This is a genomic window from Bacillus yunxiaonensis (assembly GCF_037104695.1).
GTDB lineage: Bacteria > Bacillota > Bacilli > Bacillales > Bacillaceae_G > Bacillus_A > Bacillus_A yunxiaonensis.
This window is the reverse complement of sequence record NZ_JBAWSV010000006.1, coordinates 1-12,688: the sequence shown is the minus strand read 5'-3', so window position 1 is coordinate 12,688 and position 12,688 is coordinate 1. Positions and strand designations below refer to the sequence as shown.

The 12,688-nt window shown below is 37.9% G+C and carries 11 protein-coding genes, 19 tRNA genes, 2 rRNA genes and 2 riboswitches; of the genes, 2 read left to right on the top strand and 30 right to left on the bottom strand.

Annotated elements, in window-relative coordinates; all coding sequences use genetic code 11:
• Positions 1 to 2: 2 nt before the first annotated feature.
• Genes thiS through tenA form a run of 7 tightly spaced genes read right to left on the bottom strand, consistent with a single transcriptional unit; the run spans position 3 to position 5,115 of the window.
• On the bottom strand, positions 3 to 206 hold the full coding sequence (gene thiS / locus WAX78_RS17420; RefSeq protein WP_336483262.1) for a sulfur carrier protein ThiS: 204 nt from the start codon (positions 204 to 206) through the stop codon (positions 3 to 5).
• Positions 207 to 221: 15 nt separating this feature from the next.
• Positions 222 to 1,331: a glycine oxidase ThiO gene (gene thiO / locus WAX78_RS17415; protein WP_336483261.1), complete on the bottom strand. Its 1,110-nt coding sequence runs from the start codon at positions 1,329 to 1,331 to the stop codon at positions 222 to 224.
• Positions 1,315 to 1,944, bottom strand: a complete 630-nt coding sequence (gene tenI, locus WAX78_RS17410; protein ID WP_336483260.1) for a thiazole tautomerase TenI — start codon at positions 1,942 to 1,944, stop codon at positions 1,315 to 1,317. Before tenI ends, thiO begins: the two co-directional genes overlap by 17 nt.
• 10 nt (positions 1,945 to 1,954) lie before the next feature.
• Positions 1,955 to 2,956: an ABC transporter substrate-binding protein gene (locus WAX78_RS17405; RefSeq protein WP_336483259.1), complete on the bottom strand. Its 1,002-nt coding sequence runs from the start codon at positions 2,954 to 2,956 to the stop codon at positions 1,955 to 1,957.
• Positions 2,953 to 3,705: an ABC transporter permease gene (locus tag WAX78_RS17400; protein WP_336483258.1), complete on the bottom strand. Its 753-nt coding sequence runs from the start codon at positions 3,703 to 3,705 to the stop codon at positions 2,953 to 2,955. The genes WAX78_RS17405 and WAX78_RS17400 overlap by 4 nt, the downstream gene beginning before the upstream one ends.
• Positions 3,702 to 4,451 (bottom strand): ABC transporter ATP-binding protein, encoded by a 750-nt coding sequence (locus WAX78_RS17395; RefSeq protein WP_336483257.1) that lies wholly within the window; start codon positions 4,449 to 4,451, stop codon positions 3,702 to 3,704. The genes WAX78_RS17400 and WAX78_RS17395 overlap by 4 nt, the downstream gene beginning before the upstream one ends.
• Positions 4,420 to 5,115 carry a thiaminase II gene (gene tenA, locus WAX78_RS17390; protein WP_336483256.1) on the bottom strand — a complete coding sequence of 232 codons (696 nt, stop codon included), beginning with the start codon at positions 5,113 to 5,115 and terminating at the stop codon, positions 4,420 to 4,422. Before tenA ends, WAX78_RS17395 begins: the two co-directional genes overlap by 32 nt.
• Positions 5,116 to 5,201: 86 nt before the next feature.
• Positions 5,202 to 5,302: riboswitch (TPP riboswitch) on the bottom strand.
• A 59-nt stretch (positions 5,303 to 5,361) separates the two neighbouring features.
• A riboswitch (TPP riboswitch) is annotated at positions 5,362 to 5,470 on the bottom strand.
• 524 nt (positions 5,471 to 5,994) lie between these two features.
• On the opposite strand from tenA, the gene WAX78_RS17385 reads away from it, so the two are divergent.
• Both WAX78_RS17385 and WAX78_RS17380 read left to right on the top strand, forming a co-directional pair.
• On the top strand, positions 5,995 to 7,152 hold the full coding sequence (locus WAX78_RS17385; protein ID WP_336483255.1) for an SH3 domain-containing protein: 1,158 nt from the start codon (positions 5,995 to 5,997) through the stop codon (positions 7,150 to 7,152).
• Positions 7,153 to 7,158: 6 nt separating this feature from the next.
• Positions 7,159 to 7,494: a hypothetical protein gene (locus tag WAX78_RS17380; protein WP_336483254.1), complete on the top strand. Its 336-nt coding sequence runs from the start codon at positions 7,159 to 7,161 to the stop codon at positions 7,492 to 7,494.
• A gap of 316 nt (positions 7,495 to 7,810) precedes the next feature.
• On the opposite strand, the gene WAX78_RS17375 is transcribed toward WAX78_RS17380, so the two are convergent.
• The 23 genes from WAX78_RS17375 to WAX78_RS17265 all read right to left on the bottom strand — a co-directional run.
• Positions 7,811 to 8,962, bottom strand: a complete 1,152-nt coding sequence (locus tag WAX78_RS17375; RefSeq protein WP_336483253.1) for a DUF3965 domain-containing protein — start codon at positions 8,960 to 8,962, stop codon at positions 7,811 to 7,813.
• A 659-nt stretch (positions 8,963 to 9,621) separates the two neighbouring features.
• The gene (locus WAX78_RS17370; protein WP_336483252.1) at positions 9,622 to 10,041 is read right to left on the bottom strand and encodes a CBS domain-containing protein; all 420 of its coding nucleotides are present in this window, start codon (positions 10,039 to 10,041) and stop codon (positions 9,622 to 9,624) included.
• A gap of 657 nt (positions 10,042 to 10,698) precedes the next feature.
• Positions 10,699 to 10,770: transfer RNA gene (locus WAX78_RS17365), tRNA-Glu, on the bottom strand.
• 1 nt (position 10,771) lies between these two features.
• Positions 10,772 to 10,846 (bottom strand) — tRNA-Asn (locus WAX78_RS17360).
• Between the two features lie 3 nt (positions 10,847 to 10,849).
• Positions 10,850 to 10,926, bottom strand: a tRNA-Ile gene (locus WAX78_RS17355).
• Positions 10,927 to 10,936: 10 nt separating this feature from the next.
• A tRNA-Trp gene (locus WAX78_RS17350) sits at positions 10,937 to 11,007 on the bottom strand.
• A gap of 3 nt (positions 11,008 to 11,010) precedes the next feature.
• Positions 11,011 to 11,086 (bottom strand) — tRNA-Thr (locus WAX78_RS17345).
• A gap of 21 nt (positions 11,087 to 11,107) precedes the next feature.
• Positions 11,108 to 11,183, bottom strand: a tRNA-Phe gene (locus WAX78_RS17340).
• Positions 11,184 to 11,195: 12 nt separating this feature from the next.
• Positions 11,196 to 11,271 (bottom strand) — tRNA-Asp (locus tag WAX78_RS17335).
• Positions 11,272 to 11,273: 2 nt separating this feature from the next.
• Positions 11,274 to 11,350, bottom strand: a tRNA-Met gene (locus WAX78_RS17330).
• Between the two features lie 28 nt (positions 11,351 to 11,378).
• A tRNA-Ser gene (locus WAX78_RS17325) sits at positions 11,379 to 11,471 on the bottom strand.
• 18 nt (positions 11,472 to 11,489) lie between these two features.
• A tRNA-Ala gene (locus WAX78_RS17320) sits at positions 11,490 to 11,565 on the bottom strand.
• Between the two features lie 14 nt (positions 11,566 to 11,579).
• Positions 11,580 to 11,653 (bottom strand) — tRNA-Pro (locus WAX78_RS17315).
• A 9-nt stretch (positions 11,654 to 11,662) separates the two neighbouring features.
• A tRNA-Arg gene (locus tag WAX78_RS17310) sits at positions 11,663 to 11,736 on the bottom strand.
• A gap of 3 nt (positions 11,737 to 11,739) precedes the next feature.
• A tRNA-Leu gene (locus WAX78_RS17305) sits at positions 11,740 to 11,828 on the bottom strand.
• Positions 11,829 to 11,842: 14 nt separating this feature from the next.
• Positions 11,843 to 11,917: transfer RNA gene (locus WAX78_RS17300), tRNA-Gly, on the bottom strand.
• 36 nt (positions 11,918 to 11,953) lie between these two features.
• Positions 11,954 to 12,034, bottom strand: a tRNA-Leu gene (locus WAX78_RS17295).
• Between the two features lie 17 nt (positions 12,035 to 12,051).
• Positions 12,052 to 12,127, bottom strand: a tRNA-Lys gene (locus tag WAX78_RS17290).
• A 5-nt stretch (positions 12,128 to 12,132) separates the two neighbouring features.
• A tRNA-Gln gene (locus tag WAX78_RS17285) sits at positions 12,133 to 12,207 on the bottom strand.
• Positions 12,208 to 12,212: 5 nt separating this feature from the next.
• Positions 12,213 to 12,296, bottom strand: a tRNA-Tyr gene (locus WAX78_RS17280).
• A gap of 16 nt (positions 12,297 to 12,312) precedes the next feature.
• Positions 12,313 to 12,388, bottom strand: a tRNA-Val gene (locus WAX78_RS17275).
• A 4-nt stretch (positions 12,389 to 12,392) separates the two neighbouring features.
• Positions 12,393 to 12,508: ribosomal RNA gene (rrf, locus tag WAX78_RS17270) — 5S ribosomal RNA — on the bottom strand.
• 93 nt (positions 12,509 to 12,601) lie between these two features.
• Positions 12,602 to 12,688: ribosomal RNA gene (locus tag WAX78_RS17265) — 23S ribosomal RNA — on the bottom strand; the annotation flags it as partial.

Genomic DNA, 12,688 nt, shown 5'->3' with positions numbered 1-12,688 from the left:
AATCAACCGCCTCCTACGAATGTTACAATTTCAATTTGATCTCCATCGAAAACAGATGTATCTTGATGATCATCTTTTTGTAAAATGTCTTGATTGCGTTCTACAACAACAATTTTCTTCTCTAATCCTAAATGAGCAAGCAAATCAGCTACCGTTTCAACTTCACTTGGTACCTCTACTTGCCTACCGTTAATTTTTAAGTTCAAGCTTTCATCCCCTTACTAAATAGATTGTGAAAGCAATGAATCTAGTAAACGATTATCTTGCTTTCCGTCTATAAGATCAGCCATATATTGACCCGAAACTGGACTTAATAAAATTCCATTTCGATAATGGCCAGTACAAGCATATAAACCAGTAATTTCTTCATGCATACCGATATACGGCATACTATGATTTGATTGTGGACGTAATCCTGCCCATGCACTTTCCCACTCTGCTTCTTTTAATGCTGGCAGGATACGATAAGCACGCTCTAATATAGAAGTAATACTTTCTGGACGCACCGCTTTGTTATATGTATGAGGTTTCATTGTTGCCCCAATGACATAACGTCCACCGCGTTTCGGTGCAATATAAAATCGCTCTTGAAAAATAGGGGCTTGCAGCAGCGGCTTACGACTGCGCACCGCAACAACTTCACCTTTAACAGGATATGTCCCCCACTCACTATGAAAATATTCTAGTAGTTTTGTACTCCACGAACCGCCAGCAATTACTACTTTTTCACATAATATGGTTCCTTCGGTTGTAAGCAATCCTGTCACATGATTACCCTTAATTTGAATATCAAACACTTCAGTTCCTTCATATATATCCGTTCCAGATATCGCAGCAGAGTGAGCAAATGCTTTTGTCAGCTCAGGTGCAATTACATGGCCATCTTTTGGATGATATACCGCTCCAATAATAGAAGAGGATAAATATGGTTCCTTTTCGCGCAGTTCTTTACCTGAGATAAAATGCGACTCTTCTCCTGTTTGTTGCTGCCATTTCATAATATGAAGGAGTCGCACGCTCTCTTCTTCACTTTGAGCAATGCGGTAAATTCCTTTTTCTTCATATCCTATATCAATTCCGGTTTTATCACGCAATACACTTGCAAGCTTTGGAAACATCGCGCGGCTTTGCCTACCTAATTCAAACAGCGGATCGTATTCATCCCATTCCGCCTGTACACCTAGTAATCCAGCCGCTGCTTTAGACGCTTCAGAAGCAATCTTTTGTTTTTCAATGATGGCAACTTTATAGCCTCTTTCAGCAAGAAAATGTGCAACTGAACTTCCGATTACACCGCCGCCAACGATGGCAACATCATATATTTTTTTCATGATTTCTCGCCCACTTTCGTATCGTTTCCTTATATAATTTCGCTTGCTCATTCGGTTTTACTGCGCTTAAAATTCCGGACATAATTGCAATACCGGTAGCCCCAGTGCCAAGTACTTCTGCTGTATTATCTGGAGTAATCCCGCCAATAGCCGTAATCGGGATTGTTAAACGTTTTGCCATTTCCGTAATTTCTTTTAATCCTCTTGGCGGGACTCCTTTTTTGGAGTTTGTTTGAAATAAATGTCCATACATAAGAGAATCCGCACCGCCTTTAAAAGCTCCAATAGCTTCTTCAAGTGAATGAACAGAATAACCAACATGTAAATAAGAAAACTTTTCTTTTACAAATCTTATATCAGCGCTGCGATAGCCAAGCTGTACACGTCTAATATTTAATAAAATCGCAATATCAATTCGATCATTGATTACAAGCTTAGAAGAAGGAAAGCCCTTATTTAAGAGCTTTTCTACACCTTCATATAACTCTTTCGTACTTTTCTCCCGCTCACGAATGTGCAAATAATCTATTTCACTTTCAATCTCAGTTGCTATATTTGCTAACTTTTCAAATGACATACGACCATTTGATATGACGTGAAGCTCATCTTTCATATACATTCGCCTACTTTAAAATGTTTTCATACAACTCATTTGCCGGAACAATTTCTTTTGCCATTCCTTTTTCTTTTAACCATTTATTTTGTTTTTCCCATGAATCTGCTGTATCCGATAAAAATGGTTCATCTTTTGTTTCCATTTTATCTAATAAAATTTTCATACTTTCTTTCTCAACTTCTGGAATAAGCGGGAAATTTTCTTTTTCTTGATGGTCTAATAAAATATTTAATGCTTCATCTGGATTTTTCTTCGTAAATTCATAACCTTTTTTCGCCCCGCGTAAAAAGGCTTGCAATGTTTCTTTATCTTTCTTCAATGTTTTGTCACCTGTTACAAATACAAGTTCATGATAGTTTGGTACACCGTAATCTGCTGGGTTAAAATATGCTGGGTCAAAACCTTCGTGGCGCAGTACCGGTACTTCATGATTAATATATGCGCCTGTAACAGCATCTACTTTTTTCGTAGTAAGAGCCGGTACTAAATCAAAACCAACATCCACTACTTTTACGTTATCTGGATTTCCGCCATCTTCTTTAATCATCGTTTTTAAATACTCTTCACTTAACGGTGTTCCTGAATATCCAACTGTTTTTCCTTCCAAATCTTTTGGAGAAGAAATACCAGCTGATTTTAGCGATACAACATGGTTTAAAGGTGAGCGAACAACCGCTCCGATAGACTTCACTGGAATGTTTTCATTCGCTCTAGCAATAACAACATCAGGCTGATAATATAATCCAACCGTTACTTTTCCTGCTGCTGCTAACGTTAAGGGATCAGTTGGATTTGAAGGGAATTTAATATTCACCTTTATACCTTCTTCTTTAAAATATCCTTTTTCAATTGCTGCATAAATAAAGCTATGCACTGCATTTGGATACCAATCGAGCATTACAGTTACTTCTTTTTCACCTTTTTTCTTTTCTGATGCCGAATTACTAGAACACCCGGCAACCATCGCAATTAATAATGTAAACACAAAAATGCGTTTTAATAATTTCATGAATGCTTCCTCCAACTAATAAACTTCTTCTCTAACATAGAAACAAGTAATACAAAGAAAATAGCAAGTAATGACAATAAGACAATTGGTGCAAATACACCCGCCCCATCCATTTGTGTCATCATTCGTTTACTAAAATAACCTAGTCCTGCTTGCGCCCCAAGCCATTCTCCAATTGCTGCTCCAATAACACTGAACGGCACAGCCACCTTCAAAGCGGAGAAAAAATACGGAAGTGCGGATGGTAATTTCAATTTTAAGAAAACATCTTTTTTTGTTGCACCATATGTAATTAAAAGCTCTTCCCATTCCTTTTTCGTACTGCGGAGACCATCATACGTATTCACCGCAATTGGAAAGAACGTAATAAGTACTGTGACAACAACCTTACTCCAAATAGAATAGCCAAACCACAAAACAAATAATGGTGCCAAAGCTGTAACTGGAATCGTTTGGGAAGCAACTAATAGTGGATAAAATGCTTTCTCAGCAAATGAGCTCATACTCATCACCATTGCTAAACTAACACCTAATACAACGGAAATGACAATACCAATAACTGTAACAGAAAGAGTTGCTGGTAAATGCACCGTAAGCAATATATCCCGCAAATCCCATATTTTTTGAACAATGGCACTTGGGGATGGTAAAATGTACATTTCATCGAGAATCCGCGCCCCTACTTCCCAACCAATAAGAAAAATAGCAGCAACAATAAAAGCTGGAACATAGTCTACAATTCTCTTCATACAAGTACCTGTCTTTGTAACATCCCAATGAGTTCATCTTTTAATGCCAGCATTTCTGGACGATGCAAATCCTTTCGAGATCGTTCTTGTCCAAGAGGTACAATCCGCTCTGTTAATGATGTAATGGGCTGCTCTGTTACGATAAAAATACGATTGGAAAGATAAAGCGCTTCCTCTACATCATGTGTAATAAATACAATCGTTTTTTGCCAATGTTTCCATTGTTCAAACAGCCACTCTTGCAGATATGCTTTCGTCAATGCATCGAGTGCACTAAATGGTTCATCTAATAGTAAAAGGTCGCCGCCCGTTAACAACGTACGAATAAAAGATACACGTTGACGCATTCCACCTGATAAATCTTTTGGCTGTTTATTTTCATACCCTTGCAGTCCAAACTGCACCAATAATTTTCGTGCTTGCATTTGTGCTTCTTTTTTCTTCACACCTTGACATTCAAGAGGCAATGCTGCATTTTCGATAATCGTTCGCCATGGAAGTAACATATCTTTTTGTGGCATATAACCAACAGGATGATTCGTTTCTCCAATTACATCAATAGTGCCCTCGCTTGCTTCCTCAAGTCCTGTAATGAGTCGAAACAATGTACTTTTTCCGCAGCCACTCGGACCAATAATACTAACGAATTCTCCTTGTTGTACTGCAACATCAAGATTCGCTATAATCTGCTTCTCCTCATAATGAAAGGAAACATTATGAAATTGTAGTATGTTCTTGCTCCTCAAAACCCCACATCTCCTTACGATATGCCATATCCCAGAATAAATATTCAAAACGACTGGAATATAAGAAGATTTCTTCTAAACGATTTCGTTCTTCTTCTGTTTTTCCAATTGTAATTTCATTAAATAAATCAATTAACCACACGCAAAGATTTCCATATTCTTCAGAACTATACCCTTGAATCCACTCGCCAAAAAATTCATGATCGCGTGCTCCTGGAATATCATTCAAGCGCTTTCCAATCTCCCAATAACTCCACATACATGGAAGCAACGCTGCAATTAACTCAGCAAGTGTACCGTTTTGTGATACAGACATCATATAGTTTGTATATGCTAGATTCATAGCAGACGGCTTTGCTAATTCCATTTCTTCAACAGAAATTCCTAAACGCTTTGCATATTGTTTATGAATCGTCATTTCTCCATTTAAAATTCCATCGATTTGTTCAGCAAACTTCGCCATTACTTTTGGATTTGTTGCTTTTACAACACCAATTGCATATAATTTTGCGTAATCTAACAAATACAAATAATCTTGAACAATATAATATTGAAATCTATCTTTCTCTAATGTTCCATCTCCCATACCTGTTACAAATGGGTGATTATGACTCTTCTCCCAAACAGGTTGCACCTTTTCAAATAGTCTTTCACAAAATGTCATCTCCGCTTCCCCTTCCTGTATATATGTTTCCAAATAAAAAACCACTTCTATATAAGAAGTGGTCCACAGCAAACAAAAGAAAAACCTATTTGTTGTTTCCACTTCCCTACGCTAGTATCACCTAGATCAGGTTATAAGGGTTAAGGTTTCTACCTCTCTCAGCTTTCAAGCACCCCTAGTGGTGTTCTATAAAATTTTCAATAAAAAATCCCCGTTTCTATACGCAAAGAAACGGGGACGTTATATATATCGTCCAAATTGCTTCCCTACGCTAGCATCATCTAGATCAGGTTCAAGGGTTAAAGACTATAGGTCTTACTCTCAGCTAGCAACACTAGCTCCCCTAGCATTATATTCATTTAACATAGTCAGTATACCATCGCCATATATCATCGGCAACTCTTTTAAGTTATAAAGTCAAATTTCCATATGTGTTAATTTTAGACAAAAAGTGATTAGTTAGGTCACTCTATGTCTTACGAGAGACTTTTCATCTTAAAGCTTTCCCCTAAAATATCAATGTTTTGAGCGAGATAAAGTGAAACTTCCATCAGGGGGGTTCTTCATCCTCCACTAACGGTTATCTCCCACCTATCTTCTTTGTTTTCTCAGAACTTTGAGGTGGGAGTCTTACTGCCCTAAAGTAGCGGGATAAAATATCATTCTATGTATTTTGTAAGTTCAGAAAAACGCAAATTCCTTCTATCTATTTCCATAACACTGATAAATCTGCTATCCTTTTATTATATGACTTTATAGTATTAAAAAATGTTCATTTATTTTTCAGTATTACATTTCTATGCATACAAGACAAATTAAATATTGTTATATTATAATTAAGGATATAGAAATTTATTACATAAGGAGGCCTCTAATTATATGAACATGAAAGCCGCAGCAATGACAGCAGCTACTGTCGCAGTCGCTTCTATGCTCCCGTCTATGACAGATTCCACTGTACAAACCGTATCAGCACAGCAAAAAACAAAAATAAAAATTGGTTATGTAAAAACGAATACATTACAAGTGTACACTAGCCCTAAAGCAACAGATTCTGTTATTGAAACCATTCCAAAGAACACTCCAGTTACAATTCTTGAAACAACAAACGAATGGTATAAAATTCACACTCAAAATAAAACTGGCTATGTAAAAAAAGAAGCAATTTCTTTAGCAAAAACAAGCAATAGTAAGCAACAATATATCGTTAATGCAGATGCATTAAACGTTCGCTCTGAGCCAAATACGCAATCTGAAATTATTGATGTATTACCGAATGGAAAATTTGTTACGATTCAAGAAGAACAAGAGGGATGGTATAAAGTTATACATAATGGAACAAGTGGCTATGTAAAGAAAGAATTTTTATCTAACGTAGCTCAGCCATTAGTAAAAGGAATTACTGTACAAGGCGGAAGTTCTTATTATGTGGCTACTCCAGTATTAAAAGTACGCAGCGGTGCAGGAACAAATACAGCTATTATTGGCTCTTTACAGAATGGAGCACAAGTACAAGTCGTCGGAAAGGTTGGCACATGGTATAAAATTCGCTACGGATCTGGATATGGCTATGTCGGACAACAATATATACTGCAAGGAAAACAGCAACCACAACAACAGCAAGCTAAACCATCTATTCCAGCTGTATTTAAATATCCAACTCAAGGGAACGTGAGCTCAACATTTGATGTACGTTGGGGACAGATGCACTATGGTGTAGACTTTGCGGCAACCGGAAATGTTCCAATTCAAGCTGCTGCACCTGGCACTGTTGTTAAGTCGTACTATTCTACAAGCTATGGAAATGTTGTATTTGTTGCCCATTATATAAATGGGAATTTATATACAACTGTATATGCTCACATGAGCAATCGTGCGGTTAAAGTAGGCGATAAAGTAGCAACGGGCCAATTGCTCGGTTATATGGGAAATACAGGACATTCCACTGGTCAACACTTACATTTTGAATTACATAACGGGGAATGGAATTTTGAAAAAACAAATGCAGTAAATCCGCTTCCTTACCTAGTTAGGTGATGTAAGATGACACGTAATATTCCACTAATTATTGAGTATTTAGCATTTTTCGGTCTAATTTGTTGCTTATTAATTTACAATACAAACATTGTATTTTTAAGCATCACTATTGCATTTGTTGCTTGTGAAGTGATGATGGAAGTATTCAAAATTCGATTAAAACGACATATTTCACACATATATACTGCACTGTTCATTATAAGTTCCTTACTAACAAATATTATTTTCACTGGACTACATGCCGCCGCAATTTTTCCGGTATTCTTTATGACTATTCTTCTTATAGTATCTCAATATATATATGTTCCAGAATATCGTAAACAGCAATATCAAGAAACATAGAAAGAGGGAAAATATTGCAACGCTTCTTCAAAGCTAGTCTAACAAAATCTTTTTCAGACTTATATGAAAGAATGAATGAATTTTTTGGTATTAAAGAAAATAGAAATAGCCAATTCCTTTTATATGGAATGATTTCTCTCATAATAATCTCTTTTTTTATTTACTATTAAATAAGGATTCCACATAAAGTGGAATCCTTATTTGTATTCTACGCTATTTCTTTTTATTAGATAAAGTATGCCTTCTCAAAGGAACGCACTTTATAAATTCACGTAACCATTAGTGGAAAAAACACCAAATTAGGGAAAGACCCACTTTAGCCACATGCATATTGTTCATAAATAAAACTTAAGTTATATTTATGTTCTAAGTCCATACGCTGTTCATCGCTACACCAGTAAAATAAAATGTCATGTATTGATGCATAGCGCTTATTCTTTAAAAATTGCTTAATAAAAGAAGGGAAACAATTTGGTAATTGTATAAATATATAATTGCGTAGTAGTTCCTCTTTGTAGCCTACTCCTTTACATATATACATGAGTTCTTCACAATAATATGCATGCTGTGGAACTTGAATCATCTCGAAAAATGGAACATATGATAATAATTTCCCGATAAAATGCTCATATTTTTTTATAAATTCAAATGACATATATTCCATTATTTCTTTTATAACAAATAAATAATCATCAACATGAGTTGTCTTTAATGGATTAAGATGATCTGATATTTGTGCAATCACCGCATGCTGACATGCTACAACAGCTCGGCTTGGTTCATAATATGTTAAGAAATCCGTGCATTTTCTATATTTTTTCAATAAATCTAGTGTGTATAAATCATAAATATATGTATTACAATATACCGCTAACTCCATTAAGTTTCCATCTAACTTCTCTTTTGATAATGTCTTCGCTTGTTTACAAAGATATAGAAACATAAATTCCAACATTTCTTTATGCGACAAAAGTACCTTATACTTTTCAATACACTCTACATTAAATTTAATTCTTTCCCAAATAAAGTAATCATTGCTATCTAACTCGGCAACTTTTTGTTTTATAATTAAATAATTCCAAGCAACTACTTGTGTAAACACATCCCATGATTCATACTCTAAAGATGTTTGTACGAATTCCTCTAATCCTTCTTCAACCATAAAACAATATGCTCGTTCATACCATCCTACTTCTTGACATAGACGAACAATTCGAACTAAAGTTGGCATTTCATCTTTATGAAACTTTGGTAAATCATGTGATTTTTTCATTCCATATAAAATAAAAGGAATTAAATTTTCTTTCTTGTAAAATTCTTTTTCTTTCCAAGCCAGAATAGTTCGTTCTTTCCCTTCTCCTTTTGGACGCTCTGGTATAAGCAAAGAGAACAAGTCCGCAAAATTTTCTGGCTTTTCATACGCATCCGTAACCAAATTCCAATTAGGTTCGGTTTGCATAATCGTCATATAATTCCCCCTCCCTTTTCTATATGTATGATAAAATGCTTACATGTTAATCTATATTATTAATATTACTATATTCAAAATAACATATGATACTTATATTTATTAGTATACCACTTTTTTCATATGATAATAGTTGTTAACAAAAATTTCAAATGTAAATTACATAAGGTGAAACTTCCATCAGCGGTTTTTTCATCCCTCACCTATCTTCCTCGTTTCCCTTTGAATCTTGAAATAGGAGTCTTACTGCCCACGGATTATGAATTAAACCAATCGATTATATTTTGGAAGTTTATCCCTACCCTAATTTGCTTTCTACTAAATTTTAAGATGAAAGTATTACTACTCGCAAATAGTGAGATAAAATGAAACTTCCAACAGTGAGTTTTTTCATCCCTCACTGTTGGAAAGCTCTCACCAATAGAACGTTTACTGACAGTTATCCCACCTATCTTCTTTAGAAAAGCGGAAGCGGAAGCGGATCGCTCAGAATCGCAGGACGCCTGCACCCAACACAGAGAGGCGCTTTTTGCCTCGTCCGAGGGGCCAAACGACCGAAAATTCTAGCCGCTAGAGCTGGACAATGCTTTTCCCTCAATCTTAAGGTGAGGTTCTTGTTGGCCACGAATAGCGGGATAAAAAACAGCATAAAATATTCTTTACTTTATATCCTCTGATATTTCACTTAAGGCAACACCCGCTTGATCATCTGCATATTTAGTTGTCGCTAAATCCCCAAGTGATAACATTCCAACAATTTGTCCATGTTCAATTACCGGCAATCTTCTGATTTGGTAACGTGCCATTAACTCTGACGCTTTTTCAACAGCGTCATCAGGAGACACTGAAATAATTTGTGTTGTCATAACATTTGTAATTTGATTAGAACCTGGGTGCTTTTCTGCAATTCCTCTCACAACTAAATCACGGTCTGTTACAAGACCAATAACGTGATTATTCTCTACAACAGGAATCATCCCTATATCTTCTTCTTTCATTTTCACAGCTGCTTCATACACATTATCTAGCGGCGTACAATGTACAATATTTGTGCTCATCAATTCTCTAACAGTTGTCATAAATATATACCCTCCTTTACACACTTTAGCCTTTCCAATTCTCCTTATTTAAATTCGCAGTTCCTAGAAAGATGAATGCAATACGATACGCTCATCTCTGTAAAAACAAAGGATTTTTCTCTTTAACAACCTCGGACAATTGTCTAAATAGCGCCAGCTAAGGACAATTAGACTTTTAGTCACTAGTCATAGAACTATAAATTAAGTTGGGTATTCTAAAATATGACGATCCATCTAAGATCATTAGAATTGAGAAGAGAAAATATTGATTTTATTCATCAGTGCAGCTAAAATAGTCAATCGATAAAATATAATGTATAATGTTCTTTCCTAATTACACAAAATAATACAAAATCCTTTATTATTCACAATAAAAAATGAAATATTTCATAATATGTTAAAAATAAAGTGACACTCTCATCAATAGGGTTTTCTTCATCCCTCACTAATCGAGCTCTTATGGGCAGTTATCACCCAGCTATCTTCTTTGACTCCTATGAGCTTTAAGGTAGATTTAGAAATAATAGGATAAACATGTTTGTAAGGAGATTATTGATCAAGGAAGTAATTATGGTTTGATAAAACAAAGATATAGAAGATATAGTATCTATTTTCTTCAAAAAAAAAGAGTCAGCATATTGCTGACTCTTTTTTTAGTGACCCGTACGGGATTCGAACCCGTGTTACCGCCGTGAAAGGGCGGTGTCTTAACCACTTGACCAACGGGCCATGGCTCCGCAGGTAGGACTCGAACCTACGACCGATCGGTTAACAGCCGATAGCTCTACCACTGAGCTACTGCGGAATATGGTGGGCCTAAATGGACTCGAACCATCGACCTCACGCTTATCAGGCGTGCGCTCTAACCAGCTGAGCTATAGGCCCATATTTCTTACAGGGGCAGTAGGAATCGAACCCACACCGGAGGTTTTGGAGACCTCTGTTCTACCTTTAAACTATGCCCCTAAGTGGTGCCGGCTAGAGGACTTGAACCCCCAACCTACTGATTACAAGTCAGTTGCTCTACCAATTGAGCTAAGCCGGCTAGTTTACAAAAAAAAAAAAATGGTGGCTCGGGACGGAATCGAACCGCCGACACGAGGATTTTCAGTCCTCTGCTCTACCGACTGAGCTACCGAGCCTTTATGTAAAAATGGCGGTCCCGACCGGGGTCGAACCGGCGATCTCCTGCGTGACAGGCAGGCATGTTAACCACTACACCACGGGACCATTGGTTGCGGGGACAGGATTTGAACCTGCGACCTTCGGGTTATGAGCCCGACGAGCTACCAGACTGCTCCACCCCGCGATGATATAATATTCTTTTAAATAAAAAATGGAGGAGGTAGAGGGATTCGAACCCCCGCGCGACTCTCGCCGCCTGTCGGTTTTCAAGACCGATCCCTTCAGCCGAACTTGGGTATACCTCCGTATATATGAAGCTTTAATGGTGGAGCCTAGCGGGATCGAACCGCTGACCTCCTGCGTGCAAGGCAGGCGCTCTCCCAGCTGAGCTAAGGCCCCATTTTTTAAAACTATCGGGAAGACAGGATTCGAACCTGCGACCCCCTGGTCCCAAACCAGGTGCTCTACCAAGCTGAGCCACTTCCCGTTAATAAAGCGCGCCCGAGAGGACTCGAACCCCTAACCTTTTGATCCGTAGTCAAACGCTCTATCCAATTGAGCTACGGGCGCATATGGTGCCGAGGGCGGGGGTCGAACCCGCACGGTGGTCACCCACCGCAGGATTTTAAGTCCTGTGCGTCTGCCTGTTCCGCCACCCCGGCGTCATATTGAAAATTGGAGCGGAAGACGGGATTCGAACCCGCGACCCCAACCTTGGCAAGGTTGTATTCTACCACTGAACTACTTCCGCAAAACATATATGACTGATTGCTTATTTAATTAAAAGTGCGGGTGAAGGGAGTCGAACCCCCACGCCAAAGGCGCCAGATCCTAAGTCTGGTGCGTCTGCCAATTCCGCCACACCCGCATATTATATTTTAAAAATGGTGAGCCATGAAGGACTCGAACCTTCGACCCTCTGATTAAAAGTCAGATGCTCTACCAACTGAGCTAATGGCTCTTAAATGGCTGGGCTAGCTGGATTCGAACCAGCGCATGACGGAGTCAAAGTCCGTTGCCTTACCGCTTGGCTATAGCCCATCAAATGGTGGAGGGGGGCAGATTCGAACTGCCGAACCCGAAGGAGCGGATTTACAGTCCGCCGCGTTTAGCCACTTCGCTACCCCTCCGACATTTAAATATATATGGTGGAGGATGACGGGATCGAACCGCCGACCCCCTGCTTGTAAGGCAGGTGCTCTCCCAGCTGAGCTAATCCTCCATTTGCCTGGCAACGTCCTACTCTCACAGGGACAAAGTCCCAACTACCATCGGCGCTAGAGAGCTTAACTTCCGTGTTCGGTATGGGAACGGGTGTGACCTCTCTGCCATCATTACCAGACTTTTATTATTATACACATTCTTTTCAGAATGTCAACAGGAATTTCAAAAAAATATATTCCTTCAAAACTAGATAACATTTGCTTCATATTATATGGTTAAGTCCTCGATCTATTAGTATTCGTCAGCTCCACATGTCACCATGCTTCCACCTCGAACCTATCAACCTGATCATCTTTCA

Coding starts and splice junctions, on each gene's coding strand:
- thiO (WP_336483261.1), bottom strand. CDS start 1,331: ATGAAAAAAATATATGATGTTGCCATCGTTGGCGGCGGTGTAATCGGA.
- tenI (WP_336483260.1), bottom strand. CDS start 1,944: ATGAAAGATGAGCTTCACGTCATATCAAATGGTCGTATGTCATTTGAA.
- WAX78_RS17405 (WP_336483259.1), bottom strand. CDS start 2,956: ATGAAATTATTAAAACGCATTTTTGTGTTTACATTATTAATTGCGATG.
- WAX78_RS17400 (WP_336483258.1), bottom strand. CDS start 3,705: ATGAAGAGAATTGTAGACTATGTTCCAGCTTTTATTGTTGCTGCTATT.
- tenA (WP_336483256.1), bottom strand. CDS start 5,115: ATGACATTTTGTGAAAGACTATTTGAAAAGGTGCAACCTGTTTGGGAG.
- WAX78_RS17385 (WP_336483255.1), top strand. CDS start 5,995: ATGAACATGAAAGCCGCAGCAATGACAGCAGCTACTGTCGCAGTCGCT.
- WAX78_RS17380 (WP_336483254.1), top strand. CDS start 7,159: ATGACACGTAATATTCCACTAATTATTGAGTATTTAGCATTTTTCGGT.
- WAX78_RS17375 (WP_336483253.1), bottom strand. CDS start 8,962: ATGACGATTATGCAAACCGAACCTAATTGGAATTTGGTTACGGATGCG.
- WAX78_RS17370 (WP_336483252.1), bottom strand. CDS start 10,041: ATGACAACTGTTAGAGAATTGATGAGCACAAATATTGTACATTGTACG.